Annotated in this window: 23 protein-coding genes; 15 read left to right on the forward strand and 8 right to left on the reverse strand. The window is 61.5% G+C overall.

Features of this window, described 5'->3' with window-relative positions:
* Positions 1–213: 213 nt before the first annotated feature.
* The 3 genes from B9A31_RS21410 to B9A31_RS21420 are packed head-to-tail and all read right to left on the reverse strand — an operon-like array spanning position 214 to position 2,933.
* Positions 214–1,800, reverse strand: a complete 1,587-nt coding sequence (locus B9A31_RS21410) for an ABC-F family ATPase (protein WP_016715632.1) — start codon at positions 1,798–1,800, stop codon at positions 214–216.
* 32 nt (positions 1,801–1,832) lie between these two features.
* Entirely contained in the window at positions 1,833–2,201 is a 369-nt protein-coding gene (locus B9A31_RS21415; protein WP_019097559.1) for a site-specific integrase, read from the reverse strand.
* Positions 2,202–2,243: 42 nt separating this feature from the next.
* Positions 2,244–2,933, reverse strand: a complete 690-nt coding sequence (locus B9A31_RS21420) for an SOS response-associated peptidase family protein (RefSeq protein WP_019097558.1) — start codon at positions 2,931–2,933, stop codon at positions 2,244–2,246.
* 102 nt (positions 2,934–3,035) lie between these two features.
* Here B9A31_RS21420 and B9A31_RS21425 point away from each other — a divergent pair, with 102 nt between their 5' ends.
* Positions 3,036–3,464 (forward strand): LexA family protein, encoded by a 429-nt coding sequence (locus tag B9A31_RS21425; RefSeq protein ID WP_019097557.1) that lies wholly within the window; start codon positions 3,036–3,038, stop codon positions 3,462–3,464.
* Positions 3,454–4,728 carry a Y-family DNA polymerase gene (locus B9A31_RS21430; RefSeq protein ID WP_019097556.1) on the forward strand — a complete coding sequence of 425 codons (1,275 nt, stop codon included), beginning with the start codon at positions 3,454–3,456 and terminating at the stop codon, positions 4,726–4,728. Before B9A31_RS21425 ends, B9A31_RS21430 begins: the two co-directional genes overlap by 11 nt.
* A 244-nt stretch (positions 4,729–4,972) precedes the next feature.
* On the opposite strand, the gene B9A31_RS21435 is transcribed toward B9A31_RS21430, so the two are convergent.
* Entirely contained in the window at positions 4,973–5,293 is a 321-nt protein-coding gene (locus tag B9A31_RS21435; RefSeq protein WP_019097555.1) for a hypothetical protein, read from the reverse strand.
* Between the two features lie 478 nt (positions 5,294–5,771).
* On the opposite strand from B9A31_RS21435, the gene B9A31_RS27335 reads away from it, so the two are divergent.
* Positions 5,772–5,912 (forward strand): hypothetical protein, encoded by a 141-nt coding sequence (locus tag B9A31_RS27335; protein ID WP_019097554.1) that lies wholly within the window; start codon positions 5,772–5,774, stop codon positions 5,910–5,912.
* A gap of 254 nt (positions 5,913–6,166) precedes the next feature.
* Positions 6,167–6,475 carry a hypothetical protein gene (locus B9A31_RS21440; RefSeq protein ID WP_019097553.1) on the forward strand — a complete coding sequence of 103 codons (309 nt, stop codon included), beginning with the start codon at positions 6,167–6,169 and terminating at the stop codon, positions 6,473–6,475.
* Between the two features lie 282 nt (positions 6,476–6,757).
* On the opposite strand, the gene B9A31_RS21445 is transcribed toward B9A31_RS21440, so the two are convergent.
* The gene (locus B9A31_RS21445) at positions 6,758–6,976 is read right to left on the reverse strand and encodes a hypothetical protein (protein WP_019097552.1); all 219 of its coding nucleotides are present in this window, start codon (positions 6,974–6,976) and stop codon (positions 6,758–6,760) included.
* Between the two features lie 157 nt (positions 6,977–7,133).
* A complete protein-coding gene (locus B9A31_RS21450) occupies positions 7,134–7,334 on the reverse strand; it encodes a hypothetical protein (protein WP_019097551.1) in 201 nt (66 codons plus the stop codon).
* A gap of 169 nt (positions 7,335–7,503) precedes the next feature.
* Between B9A31_RS21450 and B9A31_RS21455 the strand changes: the two genes are divergently transcribed.
* Positions 7,504–7,863, forward strand: a complete 360-nt coding sequence (locus tag B9A31_RS21455; protein WP_019097550.1) for a hypothetical protein — start codon at positions 7,504–7,506, stop codon at positions 7,861–7,863.
* A 104-nt stretch (positions 7,864–7,967) separates the two neighbouring features.
* Here B9A31_RS21455 and B9A31_RS21460 read toward each other — a convergent pair whose 3' ends face one another.
* Entirely contained in the window at positions 7,968–8,174 is a 207-nt protein-coding gene (locus B9A31_RS21460; RefSeq protein ID WP_020371287.1) for a hypothetical protein, read from the reverse strand.
* 227 nt (positions 8,175–8,401) lie between these two features.
* On the opposite strand from B9A31_RS21460, the gene B9A31_RS21465 reads away from it, so the two are divergent.
* From B9A31_RS21465 to B9A31_RS21490, 6 genes are all read left to right on the forward strand, one after another.
* A complete protein-coding gene (locus B9A31_RS21465) occupies positions 8,402–9,382 on the forward strand; it encodes a quinone oxidoreductase family protein (RefSeq protein ID WP_016715624.1) in 981 nt (326 codons plus the stop codon).
* A gap of 13 nt (positions 9,383–9,395) precedes the next feature.
* Positions 9,396–10,244, forward strand: a complete 849-nt coding sequence (locus B9A31_RS21470; protein ID WP_019097549.1) for a TauD/TfdA dioxygenase family protein — start codon at positions 9,396–9,398, stop codon at positions 10,242–10,244.
* A gap of 54 nt (positions 10,245–10,298) precedes the next feature.
* Positions 10,299–11,351 carry a beta-keto acid cleavage family enzyme gene (locus B9A31_RS21475; RefSeq protein WP_019097548.1) on the forward strand — a complete coding sequence of 351 codons (1,053 nt, stop codon included), beginning with the start codon at positions 10,299–10,301 and terminating at the stop codon, positions 11,349–11,351.
* A 120-nt stretch (positions 11,352–11,471) separates the two neighbouring features.
* Positions 11,472–12,752, forward strand: coding sequence for an MFS transporter (locus B9A31_RS21480; RefSeq protein ID WP_084297339.1), 1,281 nt, complete (start codon positions 11,472–11,474; stop codon positions 12,750–12,752).
* Positions 12,753–12,756: 4 nt separating this feature from the next.
* Positions 12,757–13,410, forward strand: a complete 654-nt coding sequence (locus B9A31_RS21485; protein WP_019097546.1) for a DsbA family oxidoreductase — start codon at positions 12,757–12,759, stop codon at positions 13,408–13,410.
* Entirely contained in the window at positions 13,407–13,733 is a 327-nt protein-coding gene (locus tag B9A31_RS21490; protein ID WP_026020371.1) for a Rieske (2Fe-2S) protein, read from the forward strand. The genes B9A31_RS21485 and B9A31_RS21490 overlap by 4 nt, the downstream gene beginning before the upstream one ends.
* Here the strand turns inward: B9A31_RS21490 and B9A31_RS21495 are convergent.
* Complete coding sequence (locus B9A31_RS21495; RefSeq protein ID WP_016715618.1) at positions 13,730–14,740, reverse strand: AraC family transcriptional regulator; 1,011 nt, start codon at positions 14,738–14,740, stop codon at positions 13,730–13,732. The two genes, B9A31_RS21490 and B9A31_RS21495, sit on opposite strands and share 4 nt — an antisense overlap.
* 194 nt (positions 14,741–14,934) lie before the next feature.
* On the opposite strand from B9A31_RS21495, the gene B9A31_RS21500 reads away from it, so the two are divergent.
* The 4 genes from B9A31_RS21500 (at position 14,935) to B9A31_RS21515 (ending at position 19,958) form a co-directional block, all read left to right on the forward strand.
* Positions 14,935–15,513, forward strand: coding sequence for an RBBP9/YdeN family alpha/beta hydrolase (locus B9A31_RS21500; protein ID WP_019097544.1), 579 nt, complete (start codon positions 14,935–14,937; stop codon positions 15,511–15,513).
* 74 nt (positions 15,514–15,587) lie between these two features.
* Complete coding sequence (locus B9A31_RS21505) at positions 15,588–17,543, forward strand: DUF1302 domain-containing protein (protein WP_084297340.1); 1,956 nt, start codon at positions 15,588–15,590, stop codon at positions 17,541–17,543.
* Between the two features lie 38 nt (positions 17,544–17,581).
* Positions 17,582–18,940 (forward strand): DUF1329 domain-containing protein, encoded by a 1,359-nt coding sequence (locus B9A31_RS21510; protein ID WP_027609300.1) that lies wholly within the window; start codon positions 17,582–17,584, stop codon positions 18,938–18,940.
* A gap of 22 nt (positions 18,941–18,962) precedes the next feature.
* Positions 18,963–19,958 carry a WD40/YVTN/BNR-like repeat-containing protein gene (locus B9A31_RS21515; RefSeq protein ID WP_084297341.1) on the forward strand — a complete coding sequence of 332 codons (996 nt, stop codon included), beginning with the start codon at positions 18,963–18,965 and terminating at the stop codon, positions 19,956–19,958.
* Positions 19,959–19,964 lie beyond the last annotated feature (6 nt).

A 19,964-nucleotide genomic window follows, 5' to 3' on the forward strand; every position in this document is an offset into this window, starting at 1 on the left:
TCCATGATGGCTGTTACAGGAGGGAAATGAAAGCAGGCTAACGAATTATTCGTCGGGGAATGCCAGCCTGAGAGACTGGCGGTGGATTCTTCGCTGGCTCGCCCCCCCCCACAGCTACCGCACAGTACTCAAGGCCTGCGCAGTACCTGTGGGAGCGGGCATGCCCGCGAAGAGGCCGGCTCAGCCATATAGATGGCCATGCCGCCCCATCAGTCAGACCAGCACACCCTGGCTACGCAGGTAGTCGTCATAGGTACCGCTGAAGTCCACCACGCCATCGGCCGACAGCTCGATGATGCGCGTGGCCAGCGACGATACGAATTCGCGGTCGTGGCTGACGAACAGCAGGGTGCCCGGGTAGTTTTCAAGCGCCAGGTTCAGCGCTTCGATCGATTCCATGTCCAGGTGGTTGGTCGGCTCGTCCATCACCAGTACGTTCGGCTTCTGCAGGATCAGCTTGCCGAACAGCATGCGGCCTTGCTCACCACCGGAAATCACCTTCACCGACTTGAGAATCTCGTCGTTGGAGAACAGCATGCGCCCCAGGGTGCCGCGGATTACCTGCTCGCCAGAGGTCCACTGGCCCATCCAGTCGAACAGGGTCATGTCGTCTTCGAAGTCGTGGGCGTGATCCTGGGCGTAGTAGCCCACTTCGGCGCTGTCGGTCCACTTGACCGAACCTGCATCCGGGGTCATCTCGCCGACCAGGGTGCGCAGCAGCGTGGTCTTGCCAATGCCGTTGGGGCCGATGATGGCGACGCGCTCGCCCGCTTCGACGGTGATGTCGAAGTTCTTGAACAACACCTTGTCGTCGAAGGCTTTGGCCATTTTTTCGACGACCACGGCCTGGCGGTGCAGTTTCTTGGTCTGTTCGAAACGAATGAACGGGCTGACACGGCTGGACGGCTTGACCTCGGCCAGCTGGATCTTGTCGATCTGCTTGGCGCGCGAAGTCGCCTGCTTGGCCTTCGAGGCGTTGGCCGAGAAGCGGCTGACGAAGGTCTGCAGCTCGGCGATCTGGGCTTTCTTCTTGGCGTTGTCCGACAGCAGTTGCTCACGCGACTGGGTGGCTGCGGTCATGTACTCGTCATAGTTGCCCGGGAACAGGCGCAGTTCGCCGTAATCCAGGTCAGCCATGTGGGTGCAGACGCTGTTGAGGAAGTGTCGGTCGTGGGAAATGATGATCATGGTGCTGTTACGCGCCGTGAGGATCGTTTCCAGCCAGCGGATGGTGTTGATGTCCAGGTGGTTGGTCGGTTCGTCGAGCAGCAGCACGTCCGGGTCCGAGAACAGCGCCTGGGCCAGCAGCACGCGCAGTTTCCAGCCTGGTGCCACTTCGCTCATCGGGCCGAAGTGTTGCTCCAGTGGGATACCCAGGCCCAGCAGCAGTTCGCCGGCGCGGGATTCGGCGGTGTAGCCGTCCATTTCGGCGAACTCGGTTTCCAGCTCGGCGACGGCCATGCCGTCTTCCTCGGTCATTTCCGGCAGCGAGTAGATGCGGTCGCGCTCGGCCTTGACCTTCCACAGTTGACCGTGGCCCATGATCACCGTATCGATCACGGTGAATTCCTCGTAGGCGAACTGGTCCTGGCGCAGTTTGCCCAGGCGGGTGTTCGGCTCGAGCATGACCTGGCCACCGGATGGCTCCAGGTCACCGCCGAGGATCTTCATGAAGGTCGACTTGCCGCAACCGTTGGCGCCGATCAGGCCGTAGCGGTTGCCGTTGTTGAATTTGACGGAAACGTTTTCGAACAGCGGCTTGGAGCCGAACTGCATGGTGATGTTAGCTGTGGAGATCAAGTGCTTGTCCTGCGGGGGTTCCAGAGGTGTATTTAGGCCCTCTCGTCATTCTTGGGCCAATTTTGGACCAATTCGACGCGGGGCGGCAGCTTCTCCAGCTCCCTCCAGTCCGAGGAGGAGCTGATCCATTTCGCGTAGGTAGAGAGCAACATCTCAACGCTGTGGCCGAGCTGGTTCGCGATGAACGCGGGGTTCATCCCAGGCATCAAGCACATGGTTGCGTAGGTGTGTCGGGTGTCGTACTGCCGGCGTTCACGGATGTTCAGCGCCTTGAGCGCCGATTTGAAGTGGCGGATTGTAACACTTGGCTCGTTGATCCACAGCCCACCTTTGCTCGGCTGGAACACAAAAGGGCTCACAGGGTGCGCAGACCTTGATGCCATGCGCCGAATTTTCGACATTCGCTCGGCCTGGTGCGCCCGCAGAAAGGATTTGCTGCCTCTTCACCGAATCGGCCTTATCAACTCGGCCCCCTGATTGCGTACATTCCCCACTGCCTTGCCCACCGGGTACCACCTGAAATCCTCAGCCTGGCGGCATCCCGTTTCCACGATCGCTGCAGCGCGCTCAGGCGATGTGGTAGGGGCCAACCACTCTAGAGCGGTCTGTGGCGTGAGCACTAAGGGCTTTCTGTCATGGATGTCGATCAGCCCCTCGTCCGCCGGCGCTGTGATGATCACGAACCCGTCGCGCTCATCCGGTTCGAGGCTCTGGTGCACCTCAGCAAGTGCGGCGAAGTAAAGCGGGGCTCCGTCGCCGCCTGTGATGTAATACGGCTGCTTGCGCTTTGGATCTGTTGGGTCAGGTATCCATTCGAACCAGCCATTGGCAGGCGCTAAAGCCCTGCCTCCTGGCCACAACCCCTTGAAGAACTTTCCCGTCACCACTGTCTCGGCCCGAGCATTGATTGGATCAGGACGTTTCCCCTTCGCCCATAACGGCGACCATCCCCACTTGACCCTATCCACAGTCAGCTCATCACCGCTCTGGCGAATGACCTCGACTCGGGTCGATGGCGCCACGTTGTATCGGTTTATTGGCTCGTGGTCATAGCCATTTATCACGACCAGATCCAACGACAGCTGGCGCAAGTAGTGATCCATCGACGCGTAGATCGAGTACCGTCCGCACATTTTCCACCTCTCGCCCGTCAGAATTTTTACCGGTCAGGATTGACCGGGCAACCGATGCCAGATCTACTGTATATGCATACAGCTTGCATTGGACATTCCATCATGACCATCACATTTTTGGGCGCGCCAACCGGCGGAACCGAACTACTTCCTCTGTATTCGTTTCACGTTCCGGCCGGTTTCCCTTCACCCGCTGCGGACCATCTGGAAGGTCATATCTCCCTTGATGAGCTATTCGACCTCCGCGCGCCCCATGTGTATCTGGTGAAAGTGGAGGGCGACAGCATGCAAGGGGCAGGGATCTACTCGGGTGACATCGTCATCGTAGACCGCGGGCGTGAAGCGGAGCATGGGGACATTGTCATCGCTGCGGTCAACAGCGAGCCCGTTTGCAAGCGTCTGCACCGCCGTGAAGGGGTGGTGATTCTCAAGTCGGAGAACCCGGCATATCCACCACGGTACATCATGGAAGGCGATGAGCTCGTCGTTTGGGGCGTTGTCCGTTACAGCGTTCGCGACCATGCGCAGTGACCAGGTCTTCGCGCTGATCGATTGCAACGCGTTCTACGCGAGCTGCGAGCGCGTCTTTCGGCCCGACCTGGCCAAGACCCCTATTGTTGTGTTGAGCAACAACGACGGCTGCGTGATCGCCAGGTCATACGACGCGAAGCCCTTTGTGAAGATGGGCGAGCCGTACTTCCTGGCGAAGGACAAGCTACGCCGCCATGGTATCAGGGCCTTCAGTAGTAATTACGCGCTGTACGGCGACATGAGTGAGCGCGTCATGACCTTGATCGAATCAATGGTTCCGGCCACCGAGATCTACAGCATCGACGAATGCTTCGCTGAATTGTCCGGTATTCAGGAAAACCTGACCCAGTTCGGGCGGAAACTTCGGTCCAGAATCTTTCAATGCACCGGCATCCCCGTGGGTGTCGGGATCGCCGGCACCAAGACGCTCGCCAAGCTGGCCAACCACACCGCCAAGCGCCTGCAGGCGCAGACGGGCGGGGTGGTCGACATTACCGATCCGTTCAAGCGCGATTGGGTGCTGCGCAATACTGGAGTGAAAGAGGTGTGGGGTGTGGGCCGCCGTATGACTGCCCACCTCGAAGCGATGGGCATTCACACGGCGATGGATCTGGCCAAGGCGGATGCCTGGACGCTGCGGCAGAAATTCAGTGTGGTGATCGAGAAGACTGCCCGCGAACTGGCTGGCACGCCATGCCTGGAGCTGGACGAGGCCGAGCCTGCGAAACAGGAGATCTGTTGCAGCCGGATGTTCGGCAAGCGCCTCACTGAGCTGGCGCCCATCAAACAGGCAGTGGCCACCTACGTTGGCCGGGCTGCAGAAAAGCTTCGGGCCCAGGGCTCAGTATGCAAGCGTATGCGCGTGAGCATCCGCACCGGCATGTTCAACCCGGACGAGTCACACCACGCCCAGGGCGCATTGGTAGAACTGCCATACCCTACCTGCGATACGCTGCTGATGACCCGGTTGGCCGCAGAAGCGGTCGACCGAATCTTCAGGCCCGGTTTTCGGTACAGCAAGGCTGAGGTGCTGCTGATGGACTTGCGGCAGCCAGGTGAGTTTTCAGAGGACTTGTTTGCGCTGAAGCAATCGGTGGCATGTGACCGACTGATGCAGGTGATGGATGACATCAACGTGCGCTGGGGGAGGGGGACAATGCGCGCCGCCAGCGTGCCGGCTACACCGGACTGGGGTATGAGGAGGGAGATGATGAGTCAATCCTATACGACGCGGATTGACCAGCTGTGGACGGTCAGATGTTGAGCCTTCGAGCCGTCCGGTATGACGCAATCATCATGCGTCGATGAACACAAAGAAAAATGGAGCTTTTGGTCGTGAAGCCAGGCCCGGCGAATCGATGTACCGGTCGCAGGCCTGGGGCATTGACCGAGCGCGTCAAGTTGTTGATGGGTACGCCCACACTGCGAACCCTGATGTGGCTTCTGAATAATCCAGCCTTCGGTCTGCAGGGAAGGTAATCTGCCAGGCAGGCTACCCACCGGGTGCTTCAGAGCTTGTACTGAATGGTGTAGGACGCATCGGTCCTCGGCTCTATCGCAATCGGAATGCCAAAGAGCTTCCCCCGGCAATCACTGACAACACAGCGATAGACTGTCCCCTGCCGGAGCTGGGCCCACAAGCCTTCGTCATGTATCGCAATCCGCAACACACGGTTGTTCGGATCCTCTCTGACCTGAGCAATGTGGTAGTCCAGGTCGCAGCCAAAGTCTGCACTGGTAAATTCCGGGTCGTAGCCGATCAGCACACCGTGCCTTTTCAGATCGTCCCGTATACGCTCAATCACGTCGTCTGCTTCTTGTTTTAGCATGATCGTTATCTCGCGGTGCTTGTACCCAATAAAACTCTAGCTGACCCTGAGTGTTTTCGTGGATTATCGGTATTACCACTGCCTTCCCCTTGTTCCTCTCGTTCCCCGCTTGCCTACCGGGTACCGCCAGTAAGGTACGAGCAACCAACGCAGCATGGCTTTACCTCTGCACTGGAACAGGAATTGCTGAAGCCCTGAGACATTGATCATGCGGGGTACGCAGAAATGACTCAGGATGACCGCTATTACATGATTTTCAGCGTGGTGGCTGTGCTGGTACTGGACCTGGCGGCGACTTATGTGTTTCTCAATGCCATATCCTGACCCCGATTGTGGGGCACGCCATACGCGTAATCGGGCCAGCCGCTACATGAAACCTGGCGGGGAAGATGACCAGCGGCGTGCGCCAGCCTGAACATCCCGATTGAGTGCGGTCCAACGTAAGCAAGCCTTGGCTTCGCTTGTCGGAGGTGCGCACATGAAACGCAAGACTGCATGGGTTGTGGTGTTGTCCGGTTCGCTGCTGCTCAGTGGCTGCTGGCCATACTGGCATGACGGGCGGCATCATCGCCATTATTACGACGGTGATCATGGTGGGCAGGAGTATCGTCGCTACTAATGGCGGGCGCGAGAAGGCGCCCCGAGGTCCATATAGCCAATAAGCCTGATACCGGGTTGCCTTCAAGCAGTAACATGGGCACACGAGGTTGCTGGACGCCGCACTGATGTGTTCCAAGGCATGAGGGTTAGCACTGGAAAACACAAAAAGCCCGCTGTTGAGAGCGGGCTTTTTGCATTTGCTGGCCACGGCCGCAATAATCCGCCTATTTAGAAGGAGAATCTCGGGTGCAAGCAAGAAGCGTTGTCGCCGAAATGTTCATTGGGATCCCGACGCATTTCTGGGTGTTGCCCGTTGCCGGCCTGGTTGCGTACTACGGCTTGAAGTGGTCTGCCAAATCCAGGAATCGCGCTACCTTACTGCAAACCTTGACTTACCTGTTGCTGCTGGCGCTGGCGGTGCTGCCCAACGGTTTTTATGCGCTGTTTCCCCCGGCGCCCGACCCGGATGTGTTGTTGAATAACGCGCCGTTGCCCAACTATGCAGGGCGCCTCTACCTGGATGTGTTCTACGTCTTCGGGGGGTGGGCGCTGAGCAAAGTGGTGAAGCTCAAGTTCAGCTGAGTCGCTGCCCGAATATCTGATGCGCCGACTGGAACGCATATTGCTCTTACCCTTTCAAACCGGCGCATTTGGGGGATACGGCAATGCTTCCTGAAGACCTGTATGTCATGTTTCTGTTTGTCGCCATCGTGCTGGCCCTCGATGTAGCGGCCATCGTGCTGTACCGGGGAGCCAAACCCTGACCCCCGTTTGGGGGGGCTGGCACCCTGAACCGGGTATATAGTCGCGGTCAGGAATGGATTAGCTAGGCAAACCAAGGCGATTTCCAGACCGTGAAGTCAGTCAACAAGCGCCTTCCATGTCGTCGATTCTTGCGGCGACAGAGCGCAACTCGTCCGCAACCACATCGATGGACTTGATGTGCGCAGCAACATCCACCTCGCTTTGCGAACTACCGCGCGCCGCCATGAACCTGGCATGACCACTCATGGCCTGACTGAGCTGGTCCAGGTGATCGGCTGTTCTGACCAAGTCTGACTTGATGCTATGAAGCGTTTCCATGGTGTTAAAGGCCTTCCTTGTCAGTTGCTTCAACGGGCCTGTGAGCATCGCCGCAGGGCAGGGTGAAACGCAACCGATTTGTAGAAGGCGCTTTCTCGCCCAAACCCGGAAGAGCTTACGCGATCATTGCTCGGGCGCCGGAGAGTGCCCAGGTTTTTCAGCGGTCTGTTTCCACCTGAAGTACCGAACCTTTATCGTCCGTTACCAACAATCCGATGGACTGGTTACCGTCTGATTGTTGCTCGGCAAGTGGCACGTCCGAGTGGCGAAAAATGCTACGGTTCTGTTCACCGGTTTTAAGGGTGATGAGTTTGCCATTCTGGTAGAAAAGAAGGGTTTTGTTGGCGTTATTTTGCATTGTGGAATTCCTTGCCGACTGGTGGGTTGACACCTTTACTGTCGCAGCCTCCACCTGCTCACGCTACTGGCAGAATTATCAGGTGCCCCAGCGCCTATGGCCGTGTCAATTGCGCGAAAACTGCAGCCAGACCTTGGTTGATTAGTAACTCGGCGCAACCCCCGTTAGAATGCAGCGTATCCCTAATGGCCAATTGCAAATGCCTACCTTTCGTATCCTTATCACTTCTGCGTTAGTTGCCAGCCTTGCCGGCTGCGCAACCCCCGGCAAACCCACGGCCAGTAAACTGACCAAAAAATCGCCGCAGCAGTACGCCGCGTGCGTCCTGCCTAAGTGGCAGGCACTAGCGCCCCAGGCTACGCAGAAGTCGATAGCCCACGGTTATCGGCTGACGGCGCCCAGTGCCGTAGCGAGCGACGATGTGCTGGACGTGGTCGATTCTCGCGATGGCAGCCGCGCTACGTTCTACAAGGGCAGCTTCCTGTCGGGCGACAAGTTGCGCCAGGCTGCCAGAGAGTGCCTGGACTGAGTCAGTAACCCGAGCCGCTCGAACCGCCCATGCTGGGCAGGCGGGCCTTGTGCTCGCGAAGCAGGGTCACTGCCACGGAGACCGCTTAGGGCTTGGCATATTGATCAACCCACGTCCCCGCGCTTGTTCATCTGCTCGCACTGAACCTGCGCATCCGTCCTGCTCGGGTAGCTCGGTTTGAGCCGCTCCTTCACCTGGTTATCGTAAATGTCGAACCCTCCACAAACGGTAGCGGCGTAATAGCGGCTGCCCATGCGGAACGACTCCTTTTCGATCGGCACAGCGGGAACGATAACGAATCTTGGTTGCATGTTTCGTGCCTCCCCAGGCAGAGACTTAAGTATTAGTCTCGCCATGGATAAGCATCAAGCAGGCTCATCAATAAAACAGCGTTCATGCAGGGCAGGGTGCCGATCGCGCTGTCATCAAATGAAAACCCGCTGTCGTCCGATGCGAAGCATCCTGAAAGCCAAGGGCATACAGTCCAGTCATCCAGAACTGACGCCAGGCGTCCAGATCGATGAGTGGAGAGACAAGCATGTCCAAAGTCGTACGTTTCCATCAGACCGGTGGCCCCGAAGTGCTGCGCTACGAGGATGCCGAGGTGGGCGAGCCTGGCCCGGGCCAGGTGCGTTTGCGCCAGGTGGCGGTGGGCCTGAACTACGCCGACACCTACTTCCGCAATGGCACCTACCCGATTCCGTTGCCCAATGGTATCGGCGTGGAAGCTGCCGGGGTGGTAGAGGCCGTGGGCGAGGGCGTGACGCAGGTGAGGGTCGGTGACCGTGTCACCTATACCGGCTTCCTCAATACCCTGGGTGCTTATTGCACCGAGCGGCTCATACCCGCCGCGGCACTGATAAAACTGCCGGAAACCATTGCCTTCGAGACCGCTGCCGCCATGACCATGCGCGGCCTGACCTCGGCCTACTTGCTACGCCGGCTCTATGACTTCAAGCCCGGTGACAGCGTGCTGCTGCATGCCGCTGCTGGCGGGGTTGGCCTGATTGTCGCGCAGTGGGCGAGGCTGTTGGGGCTGAACGTGATCGGCACCGTATCCACCGAGGCCAAGGCTGAAGTGGCCCGCGCCCATGGCTGTAACCACATCATCAACTACAGCGTCGAGGACGTAGCCAGCCGCGTGCGTGAGCTGACCGACGGGGTAGGGGTGAACGTGGTGTTTGACAGCGTTGGCAAGAACACCTTCATGGGCTCGCTCGATGCGCTCAAACGCCGTGGCCTGATGGTATGCGTTGGCACGGCTTCGGGCACCATCCCGCCATTCGACCCGCAATTGCTGGCGATCAAGGGTTCGCTGCAGCTCACCCGGCCGGCACTGGCCGACTTCATTGCCGACCCGGCAGAAAAGGCCGACCTGGCCGGTGAACTGTTCGACCACGTCAGCAGCGGGCGCATCCGGATCGAAATCAACCAGCACTACGCCTTGCAGGATGCCGCTCAGGCCCACCGTGACCTGGAAGCTCGCAAAACCACCGGCTCGTCGATCTTCGTCATCTGAAGAGGGCAACAGCATGCACATCGAACAACTGACCTGCGCGATCGGTGCCGAGGTAAGTGGCGTCAACCTGGCCGACGCGATTCACGATGATGACCTGTTCGCCCAACTGCGCCAGCAGCTGCTTCAACACCGTGTGCTGTTCCTGCGCGACCAGCACTTCAGCCGTGCCGAGCATGTGGCCTTCGCCCGTCGCTTCGGCGAATTGGAAGACCACCCGGTGGCCGGTAGCGATCCTGAGCACCCAGGGCTGGTGCAGATCTACAAGCGCCCGGACCAGCCCAACGACCGTTATGAAAATGCCTGGCACACCGACGCCACCTGGCGCGAGGCGCCCCCCATGGGCTGCGTACTGCGCTGCGTCGAATGCCCTCCGGTGGGCGGCGATACGATGTGGGCGAACATGGTGCTGGCCTATGAAAACCTGCCCAGCGACGTAAAGGCCAAAATCGAAGGCCTGCGCGCCCGCCACAGCATCGAGGCCAGCTTCGGCGCCGCCATGCCGCTGGACAAACGCCTGGCACTGAAGGCGCAGTTCCCCGATGCCGAGCACCCGGTGGTGCGCACCCACCCGGAAACGGGCGAGCAGGTGTTGTTCGTCAACGCCTTCACCACCCATTTCAGCAACTACCACACCCCGCAACGGGTGCGTTTCGGCCAGGACGCCAACCCAGGTGCCAGCGACCTGCTGCGTTACCTGATCAGCCAGGCGTACCTGCCCGAGTACCAGGTGCGCTGGCGCTGGAAGCCTAACAGCGTGGCGATCTGGGACAACCGCAGCACTCAGCATTACGCCGTCATGGACTACCCGCCGTGCCACCGCAAGATGGAGCGCGCCGGGATCAAGGGCAGCCGCACGTTCTAAGCCTGTTGCCGGCACTGGCGGCAACCGCACAATAACAATAGCGAGGACTACAGCATGCAATTCTTCGACGATTCGTTGCACCCGGAAAACATGGAAAAGGTGGTGATCACCGTGGCCCCCTATGGCCCGGAGTGGATGCCCGAAGACTTCCCTGAAGACATTCCACTGACCATGGACGAGCAGGTGCAGAAGGCCGTCGACTGTTACGAGGCAGGCGCCACCGTGCTGCACTTGCATGTGCGTGAACTGGACGGCAAAGGCTCCAAGCGCTTGTCCAAGTTCAACGAGCTGATCGCCGGTGTGCGTGAGGCGGTTCCGGACATGATCATCCAGGTGGGGGGGTCTATTTCCTTCGCGCCGGAGGGCGAAGGCGAGGCGGCCAAGTGGCTGTCGGACGATACCCGACACATGCTCGCCGAACTGACGCCGCGCCCCGACCAGGTGACCGTGGCGATCAACACCACACAGATGAACATCATGGAGCTGTTGTACCCTGAGTATCTCGAAGGCACCTCGCTGGCCAGCCCCGCAATCCATGCAGCTTACAGCGAGATGACCGTGCCGGCCGGCCCGGCCTGGGTCCGCGAACACCTGCGCCGCCTGCAGGCCAGCAATATCCAGCCGCATTTCCAGCTGACCGGCATGCATGCCCTGGAAACCCTTGAGCGCATTGTGCGCCGGGGTGACTACATGGGCCCGCTGAACCTGACCTGGATCGGCATTGGCGGCGGTTTTGACGGCCCCAACCCGTTCAACTTCTTCAACTTCATCCACCGCGCACCGGACGGCTGCACGTTGACCGCCGAGTCGTTGCTGAAGAACGTGCTGCCGTTCAATACCATGGCCTTGGCCATGGGCCTGCACCCGCGCTGTGGCAACGAAGACACCATCATCGACCAGCACGGCAAACGCTTCACCTCGGTGCAGCAGGTCCGGCAGACCGTGCGCGTGGCGCATGAACTGGGTCGTGAGATTGCCACTGGCAAAGAGGCCCGCGCCATTTACCGCATCGGCCAGCAGTACGACAGCATCGAGCAGACGCTGAAGGCCAACGGCATGGCGCCAAACCGCCAGTCGGGTGTGAAGGGGGTGCCGCAGCGTACCTGAAAGGCAGGCCCGACCCTTTCGCGGGCTTGCCCGCGAAGCGGCCCGCAAGAGCAACATCAGTTCTGGCTGTTACCCATAACAACAAAAACAACACCCAAGCCCTACACCCAAGGAGGCAACATGGCCACCTACCTCGCCAGCGCCGAAGACGCCGGCAGCGAATCCGCCCACAGCGTGCCCCGGCGTTATGCCTGGGTGGTCTTTGCCCTGACCTTTGGTCTGTTGATCTCCGACTACATGTCGCGCCAGGTACTCAACGCGGTGTTCCCGCTGCTCAAGGGCGAATGGGCGCTCAGTGACAGCCAGTTGGGCCTGCTCAGCGGCATCGTCGCGCTGATGGTCGGCCTGCTGACGTTCCCGCTGTCACTGTTGGCCGACCGTTTCGGCCGGGTACGCAGCCTGGTGTTCATGGCGGTATTGTGGAGCCTGGCGACGCTCGGCTGCGCCTTGGCAGAAAATTACCCGCAAATGTTCATTGCGCGTTTTCTGGTCGGGGTCGGAGAGGCCGCTTACGGCAGTGTCGGCATTGCCGTGGTGGTCGCCGTGTTCCCCCGCGACATGCGCTCGACCCTGGCCGGGGCATTCATGGCCGGTGGCATGTTCGGCTCGGTGCTGGGCATGGCCCTGGGCGGCGTGTTGGCTCAGCACCTGGGTTGGCGCTGGGCATTCGCCGGCATGGCACTGTTCGGCCTGGTGCTGGCGATGCTGTACCCCATGATCGTCAAGGAGGCACGCATTGCGCCCAAGTGCGCGCAGCAGGCGCTGGGCAAAGTCAGCCGCCCGCTGCGCAGCTTGTACAGCAGCCGCTCGGTCATCGCCGCCTATGTCGGCAGCGGCCTGCAGTTGTTTGTTGGCGGCACCTTGATTGTGTGGATGCCTAGCTACCTGAACCGCTATTACGCCATGGGCACTGACCGCGCCGGTGCGGTCGCCGCTGTTATCGTGTTGTGCAGCGGCGTCGGCATGATCCTCTGCGCCATGCTCTGCGACCGCCTGGGCCGGCAGCGCCCGGACCGCAAGATCAGCCTGGCCATCGGTTACTGCCTGGGCAGCTGCGTGCTGCTGAGCATGGCCTTCGCGTTGCCCGCTGGCACCGCACAACTGGTGCTGATCTGCCTGGGCATGATGATTGCCGCCGGCACCAACGGCCCGTCCAGTGCCATGGTTGCCAACCTTACCCACGCCTCGGTACATGGCACCGCTTTCGCCACCCTGACCCTGGCCAACAACCTGCTGGGCCTGGCGACCGGGCCGCTGATTACTGGCCGGGTATCCGACCTGATCGGCCTGCAGGCCGCATTACAGCTGGTACCGCTGACAAGCATCGCGGCGGCGGCTGTGTTCTTTTTCGCTAAACGTCATTACCACCGCGACATGGACTGTCTGCGCTCCAGGAGTTGAAACCGTGAAACAGCTGTTGTCCGTCGAGGTGTTCTTCGATTTTGTCTGCCCTTGGTGCCTGATTGGGCAGCGGCACCTGCAGGCGGCCCTGTTGTGGTTGCAACGTGAGCAACCTCAGGTAGAGGTGCAGGTGCACTGGCAGGGCGTGCAGCTGTTGCCTGGGCTGCCTGCCAATGGGGTGTCGTTCAGTACGTTTTACCTGCAACGCCTGGGCAGTGAACAAGCCGTACGCGAGCGCCAGGCCCAGGTGCGCGCCGCTGCCAGCGTGGTGGGCGAGGATATCGATTTCTCGCGCATACGCCGCATGCCCAATACCGGCAATGCTCACCGGTTGATGCAACGGGCCGGCAGCCTGCTCGGTGCACCGCAACAGGAGGCGTTGCTGGCGCAGTTGTTCATTGCCTATTTCCATCAGGGCCGTGACCTGGGGGACAGCGGCACCTTGCTCGGTATTGCCCAGAGCTGCGGGCTGCAGGCCGCACAAGTGGTCGACTGCCTGCGTGACGACGGTAGCCCGTTTCTCGATGGGGCAGGGCGCGCAGGCAGTGCCGTGCCGCGCTACCGCTTCAATCAGGGGCCGTTGATTGCAGGCGTGCGGCCGGCCGAGGCACTGTTCGCGGCCATGAAAGACGCCTTGCAGGAGGTGGTGCAGGCATGAAACGACGTATGGCACTGGCCCCCGATCAAGTACCCGAACGCAACGGGCGGGTGCTGTTGGACCTTGAAGGCCACAGTGTGGCCTTGTTCAACATTGCCGATTCGTTCTATGCCGTCGATGACAGTTGCCCGCACCAGGGGGCATCGCTGTGCGGTGGTCGCCTGGAGGGTCGCGTCATCCAGTGCTGTGCCCACGGATTGCGTTTCGACCTGGCCAGCGGTTATCTGCAGAACTCCACCGCGCTCAAGCTGAACACGTACCCTGTCGAGCACGAGAAGGGTGAGGTGTTTATCGTCATCGATGAGCCCGCAACGGGCGGTTAATGCAACTGCCCATTGTGCTGTGCGCGCCAGTTTGCCGGCGGCATGCCGTACTGGGCAATGAACCAGCGGGTGAATGAGCTGGGCATCGAATAACCGAGCATGTCGGCAATGCGCCCCAGCGAATAGCTGGGGTTTTCCAGGTAGCGCATCACCAAGTCACGGCGCACGCTGTTGATCAGGTCCTTGAAGGTCAGCGCGTTCTCTTCCAGCCGCCGCTGCAGGGTGCGCACGTTCATGCCTTGGGTCTGCGCCACTTGCTCGATGGTGGCACGGCCCATGGGTAGCAGCAGGTAGATGGTCTTGCGTAGCTCCAGTTCCAGCGACGGCACGCCGCTGGCCGGCAGCGTGTCCAGGTAGCGCCGCGCCAGCCGGGCCATGGCCTCGTTGGCCTGCGGGCTGGCGCTGTCGAGGTCGGCAGCGGGGCAAACGATGCCATTGAATTCGCTACCGAACACCAGTGTGCAACCGAAAATGCGCCGGTGAATGGCGGGGTCGGCAGGGGCCGCGTGGGTGAAGTTGGCACTGATCGGGTGCCAATGGGCACCCAGCAGTGCCGCGCACAGGCGCATCATCACGCCGATGGCCAACTCGGTGGCCTGGCGGCTGCACGGCGCTCGCTCGTTGATCACCTCCTCACGAATAACCACGGTCTTGCCGGCTTCCTCGATATGGATGGCCAGCGCGTCGTTGAGCAGGTGGCGGTACTGCACGATCACTTGCAGCGCATCGCGCAGGTTGCGTTGGTGGCTGAGCAGCAGGCTGATTTCGCCGAAGTCCGACAACTGACGCAATTCGGCCATGCGCAAACCGAAACTTTCGCACTTCGTGGCGCTGGCAGAGGCCTCCAGCAAGCTGATGACGCTGGCCACCGGGATACGCCGGTTGGGGTCGTCGAGCAGCGCGGCGCTCAGGCCAACCTGTGCCAGCAGTGCATGGGGATTGAGGCCCAGGTGGCGGGACACTTCCAGGTAGTTGGTCAAACTGGCGGCACGGACTAGAGCAGGCATTTTTTATTGTTGTCCCTGAAGTACGGGGGTTGCAGGTCCACTGGTTTTATAGCGTGCGTGTCATCAATTGAAAAGCAAAGCCCTGTTTTGACCGTTGTCATCAAATGAAAAGCGCCTGACGCCCAATGTAAAGCACCCGGGGGGAGGCCTGTTTACTGTGACCTTCAAGCGCTACATCGCACATGAGGTTCACCGTGGAAAAATTGCAAACCACAGCCACCGTGCTGATTGTCCCTGGCCTGCGTGACCACGTCGCCGAACATTGGCAAACCCTGCTGGCCGGCCGTCTGGCCAAGGTGCGCAGCGTACCGCCGTTGCAGGTTGACGGCCTGTGTTGCAACGCCCGGGTCGAGGCGATCCAGCGCGAGCTCGATCAGCTCGAAGGTGAGGTAATCCTGGTCGCGCACAGCGCTGGCGTACTGATGGTCGCCCATTGGGCGGCACGCTACCGGCGGCCGATCAAGGGGGCTTTGCTGGCGGCCCCGCCAGACCTCAATGCCCACTGGCCGGCGCATTACCCAAGCCCGGCCAGCCTGGCCGAGAAGGGTTGGTCACCGCTTCCGCCGACGTCGCTGCCATTCCCAAGCATTGTCGCGGCCAGCAGTAACGACCACCTCGCCAGCTACGCCGCCGCCGGTGAACTGGCCCGGCGTTGGGGCAGCGAACTGGTTGGCCTGGGCGCTGTTGGCCACCTTAATCCGGCTTCCGGTTTCGGCCCTTGGCCGCTGGCCGAGGCCCTGATCCGCCGACTGGACGGCGCAAACTTGCAGTAACGCATGGACGCCCCAGCCACGCCCGCAGCAGACGGGCGGCGTAAAAAACAATAACAATACGTGGAGCCATCGTAATGCCAGAACACCGCATTCACCGTGCTGTGAAGCCACAGCGCTGCCTGCTTGCCTGTGCCATCGGCCTGCTCACGCTGCCTGCCGCCCAAGCCTTCGAAGTCGATACCGGCAACGAAAACTGGGCCGTGCGCTTCGACAATACCGTCAAGTACAACTACGGCGTGCGCACTGAAAGTGCCGACAAGCGCTTGCTGGGCACGCCCAACAGCAACGACGGCGACTACAACTTCCGCAAGGCGGGCACCAACGTCACCAACCGGGTCGACCTGCTGACCGAGCTGGACGTGGTGTACCAGGGCAACACCGGTTTTCGCGTCAGCACTGCCAGCTGGTACGACAAGGCCTACGACAACACCGGCTCCAACAGCAACCCGTTCGTCAACGGTAATGGTGACCAGTCAGGCATCAACCCCAGCCTCAATGGCCTGCCGGGCACCGGCATACCGCTGGGCAGTCCGCACCTGAGTAACTACGCCCAGCGTTACTACAGCGGCCCCTCGGGCGAAGTGCTGGATGCCTTCGTGTTCATGAGCCGTGACGTGGGCGAAGCATCACAGGTCAGCGCCAAGCTGGGCCAGCACAACCTGTTCTGGGGTGAAACCCTGCTCAACCCGGTGCATTCGTTGAGCTACGGCCAGTCCGGCCTGGACCTGGCCAAGCTGGCGGCATCGCCGGGCACCGAGGCCAAGGAGCTGTTCGTGCCCCGTAACCAGCTGTCCACTTCGTTTCTGGTCAATTCCGAGCTCACCCTGGGCGCTCAGTACTTCTTCGACTGGGACGCGGCCCGACTGCCCGAGGCGGGTACCTACTATGGCGGCTCCGACGTGGTAGGCGAGGGCGCGCAGAGCTTACTGCTGGGCCATACCGGCACCCCGGGGCTGATCCCGGTGCGTGGTGCGCTGACCACCCTGCGCCGCGGTCATGACCTTACCCCTGGCAAAAGCGGCGACTGGGGCGTCATGGCCAAGTGGTCGCCGGAGTGGTTGGGCGGCACCCTGGGTTTCTACTACCGCAAGACCTCCGAAATCCTGCCCCAGGCCTGGCTCGATGCGCGTGGCATGACCGTGGCCAACGGTCCGTTCGGCAACCCGCCGGGCAGCCGCCAGGGCGCGGTCGGCAACCTCTACAACTCACTGCAAAGCACCACCTACCAGTTCGCCTATGCCGACAACATCGACATCTATGGGCTGAGCCTGTCCAAGGATGTGGCGGGCATCAGCGTCGGCAGCGACTTGAACATCCGCCACAACATGCCGCTGGCGAGCATCCCGGCAATCGTCAGTGCCCCCGGCCAGGCAGGCCTGGGGGGCGGCTTCGGCCTGCTGCCGGCGCGCCTGCCCAGCAGCGGGGTCATCTACGACGTGCCCAAGGATGGCGACAGCCTGAGCGCCACTGGTGACACCCTGCACTTCACCCTCAACGGGCTGATGACCATCGGCGACACGCCGCTGTTCGACTCGGCAACCCTGCTCGGCGAGCTGTTCTACAGCAACTTGCTCAAGCTCGATGGCCACAACGAGGCCTTGTACAAGGGCAAGAGCAGCTACCGCGGTATCGACAAGGCCACCCGCGATAACTGGGGCATTGCCGTCAACTTCACCCCCACCTGGTACCAGGTGGTACCGGGCATGGACTTGAGTATGCCGCTGTCGGTCAACGTCGGCATCGACGGTGTGTCGCCGGTGCAGGGCGGCGGTGCCGAAAACACCGGCAACTATGCGCTGGGCGTAAGCGCCGCGATCTACAACCAGTACTTCGTCGACCTCAAGTACGTCGACAGCTTCGGTCAGACCAAGGCCTGCAAGGATGGCCAGACCGACGGCAGCACCCCCAATGCCCTGGACGGCGAACAGGATTACACCTGCTACGGCGGCGGCTATGCCTCCTTCTCCGGTGGTGGTGCCACCACCGAGGACCGTGGCGCCCTGTACCTGACCGTCAAGACGACCTTCTGACTCATGTTTCCTACCGCCTACACAGGAAGACAACCATCATGAATTTCGTACGTACCCTGCTGGCCTCGTGCCTGTCGCTGGCCGCGCTCAACGCCGCCCAAGCCGCCGTTTCCCCTGACCAGGCTGCCCGCCTGGGCACCAACCTGACCGCCATCGGTGCCGAAAAGGCCGGCAATACCGACGGTTCGATCCCGGCTTACCAGGGGGGCCTGCAGACGCCGCCTGCCAACTTCCAGAGCGGTGCCAGCATGCGCCCCGACCCGTTTGCCAGCGACAAGCCGCTGCTGGTCATCGATGGCAAGAACGCCGACCAGTACAAGGGCCTGCTGACTGCAACCACCCTGGAACTGCTCAAGCGCTATCCCAGTTACCGTGTCGACGTGTACCCGACTCATCGCAGCGTAGCGCTGCCGCAGGCGGTGCTGGACAACACCCGCAAGAACGCCACCGCTGCCAAAAGCCTGGAGGGTGGCACGGCCGTGGACAACGTGCTGCCCGGCATCCCGTTCCCCATTCCGCAAAACGGCGCCGAGGCCATGTGGAACTTCCTGCTGCGCTACCAAGGCGTGAGCATGACCGCCAAGTACGACTCATGGAACGTCGATGCCGCCGGCAAAGCGTCACTGTCGACCACCGGCCAGGCCAATATCAGCTACCCGATCTACGAAGACATGGCCAAGCCGATCGGTGCCAAGGACACCTATTACCAGATGAAGCTGGTGTACACCGGGCCTGCGCGCCGTGCCGGCGAAGCCATGATGCTGCGCGATGCCGCCAACCCGCTGGTGCAGCCACGCAGCGCCTGGCAGTACCTGCCGGGGCAGCGCCGGGTCAAGCTGGCACCCAACCTGGCCTACGACACGCCCAACCCGGGCACGTCGGGCTCGGGCACCTACGATGATGTGTTCGTCTTCAATGGCGCCCTGGACCGCTACGACTGGACCTTGGTCGGCAAGCAGGAGATGTACGTGCCGTACAACACCTACCCGCTCACTTACAACACCGACGTCAAGCAACTGATCACCCCCAACCACCTGGCCCCGCAGTTCGTGCGCTGGGAAAAGCACCGCGTGTGGGTGGTGGAGGGCAAGCTCAAGGACGGCGCACGCCACATCTACCACAAGCGCCGCTTCTACCTTGACGAAGACAGCTGGATCGCCCTGGCCTCGGACCAGTACGACGCCCGTGGCCAGCTTTATCGCGGCTCGTTCGCCTTCCTCACCCAGAGCTACGACAAACAGACCCCGGACGCCACGCCTTTCATGATCTACGACCTGATCGGCGGCACCTACAACCTCAACGGCGTTGTGGGTGCCTACGGCGGTATCCGCTACATCGACCCATTGTCGAAAACCCAGTGGTCGCCCGAGTCGCTGGCCGGCAATGGCATTCGCTGAGCGCACGGAGCAGAGGTTGCCAATGTCTGTCTTCAAACGATGCAGCGCAGTGATGCTGGCCCTGGCGGCGCTGCAGGGCACGGCGCACGCCGTGCCCTTCACCGACGTACTGGAGGTGCCCGCCATGCCCAGTGCCCTGGCCAGCAGTAGCGCCCTGCGTGACGTGACCTTGGCCGGGCCGCGCCTGGTCGCGGTCGGCCCGCGCGGGCACATCCTGTATTCCGATGACCACGGCGCACACTGGCAGCAAGCCCAGGTGCCCGTCAGCGCCGACCTGAATGCGGTGAGCTTCGCCACGCCCGAACTGGGCTGGGCGGTCGGCCATGACGGTGTGGTGCTGCACAGCCGCGATGGTGGCGTGCACTGGCACAAACAGCTGGATGGCCGCGCGCTGGCCGAGCAGTTGCCCGCGGCGGCCACCGACAATGCCTTGCTCGACGTGTGGTTCAGCGATACCCGCAACGGCTATGCGGTGGGCGTGTTCAACCTGCTGTTGCGCACCACAGACGGCGGCGAGCACTGGCAACCCTGGCTCGACCACAGCGACAACCCGCAAGGCCTGCACCTGACCAGCCTGGCGGCGGTGGGTGACGACCTGTACATCACCGGCGAGCAGGGCCTGCTGCTGAAGTGGAGCGGCGCACGCTTCAGTCGCGTCGACCCGCCCTATGCCGGCACCCTGTTCGGTGCCGTCGGCAAACCCGGTGTGCTGCTGGTCTACGGCCTGCGCGGCCACGCCTACCGCAGCACCGATGGCGGCCAGCAGTGGCAGCCGGTGAATACGGGTATCAACACCAGCCTCACCGCCGCCGGCATCGACCGTGACGGCCAGCTGTGGCTGGCCAGCCAGGCCGGCGACCTGCTGCTCAGTCGGGATGACGGTGCCAGTTTCAGTCAGGTGCCGCAAAGCGCCCGTGGCCCCGTGACCGCGCTCGTCAGCGACACCGGCAATGGCCTGGTGCTGGTGGGCGAGCGGGGCGTGCGCAACCAGGCCGGTAACCCCACGCAACACCCATAACAAGAG

Origin of the sequence: Pseudomonas sp. URIL14HWK12:I5 (assembly GCF_900176445.1) — a bacterium.
Taxonomy (GTDB): domain Bacteria; phylum Pseudomonadota; class Gammaproteobacteria; order Pseudomonadales; family Pseudomonadaceae; genus Aquipseudomonas; species Aquipseudomonas monteilii.

What these genes read in the sequence shown, in the direction of transcription:
- B9A31_RS21415 (WP_019097559.1), bottom strand. Translation starts at nt 2,201, where the DNA reads ATGTCGAAAATTCGGCGCATGGCATCAAGGTCTGCGCACCCTGTGAGC.
- B9A31_RS21420 (WP_019097558.1), bottom strand. Translation starts at nt 2,933, where the DNA reads ATGTGCGGACGGTACTCGATCTACGCGTCGATGGATCACTACTTGCGC.
- B9A31_RS21425 (WP_019097557.1), top strand. Translation starts at nt 3,036, where the DNA reads ATGACCATCACATTTTTGGGCGCGCCAACCGGCGGAACCGAACTACTT.
- B9A31_RS21430 (WP_019097556.1), top strand. Translation starts at nt 3,454, where the DNA reads ATGCGCAGTGACCAGGTCTTCGCGCTGATCGATTGCAACGCGTTCTAC.
- B9A31_RS21435 (WP_019097555.1), bottom strand. Translation starts at nt 5,293, where the DNA reads ATGCTAAAACAAGAAGCAGACGACGTGATTGAGCGTATACGGGACGAT.
- B9A31_RS27335 (WP_019097554.1), top strand. Translation starts at nt 5,772, where the DNA reads ATGAAACGCAAGACTGCATGGGTTGTGGTGTTGTCCGGTTCGCTGCTG.
- B9A31_RS21440 (WP_019097553.1), top strand. Translation starts at nt 6,167, where the DNA reads ATGTTCATTGGGATCCCGACGCATTTCTGGGTGTTGCCCGTTGCCGGC.
- B9A31_RS21445 (WP_019097552.1), bottom strand. Translation starts at nt 6,976, where the DNA reads ATGGAAACGCTTCATAGCATCAAGTCAGACTTGGTCAGAACAGCCGAT.
- B9A31_RS21450 (WP_019097551.1), bottom strand. Translation starts at nt 7,334, where the DNA reads ATGCAAAATAACGCCAACAAAACCCTTCTTTTCTACCAGAATGGCAAA.
- B9A31_RS21455 (WP_019097550.1), top strand. Translation starts at nt 7,504, where the DNA reads ATGCAGCGTATCCCTAATGGCCAATTGCAAATGCCTACCTTTCGTATC.
- B9A31_RS21460 (WP_020371287.1), bottom strand. Translation starts at nt 8,174, where the DNA reads ATGCAACCAAGATTCGTTATCGTTCCCGCTGTGCCGATCGAAAAGGAG.
- B9A31_RS21465 (WP_016715624.1), top strand. Translation starts at nt 8,402, where the DNA reads ATGTCCAAAGTCGTACGTTTCCATCAGACCGGTGGCCCCGAAGTGCTG.
- B9A31_RS21470 (WP_019097549.1), top strand. Translation starts at nt 9,396, where the DNA reads ATGCACATCGAACAACTGACCTGCGCGATCGGTGCCGAGGTAAGTGGC.
- B9A31_RS21475 (WP_019097548.1), top strand. Translation starts at nt 10,299, where the DNA reads ATGCAATTCTTCGACGATTCGTTGCACCCGGAAAACATGGAAAAGGTG.
- B9A31_RS21480 (WP_084297339.1), top strand. Translation starts at nt 11,472, where the DNA reads ATGGCCACCTACCTCGCCAGCGCCGAAGACGCCGGCAGCGAATCCGCC.
- B9A31_RS21490 (WP_026020371.1), top strand. Translation starts at nt 13,407, where the DNA reads ATGAAACGACGTATGGCACTGGCCCCCGATCAAGTACCCGAACGCAAC.
- B9A31_RS21495 (WP_016715618.1), bottom strand. Translation starts at nt 14,740, where the DNA reads ATGCCTGCTCTAGTCCGTGCCGCCAGTTTGACCAACTACCTGGAAGTG.
- B9A31_RS21505 (WP_084297340.1), top strand. Translation starts at nt 15,588, where the DNA reads ATGCCAGAACACCGCATTCACCGTGCTGTGAAGCCACAGCGCTGCCTG.
- B9A31_RS21510 (WP_027609300.1), top strand. Translation starts at nt 17,582, where the DNA reads ATGAATTTCGTACGTACCCTGCTGGCCTCGTGCCTGTCGCTGGCCGCG.
- B9A31_RS21515 (WP_084297341.1), top strand. Translation starts at nt 18,963, where the DNA reads ATGTCTGTCTTCAAACGATGCAGCGCAGTGATGCTGGCCCTGGCGGCG.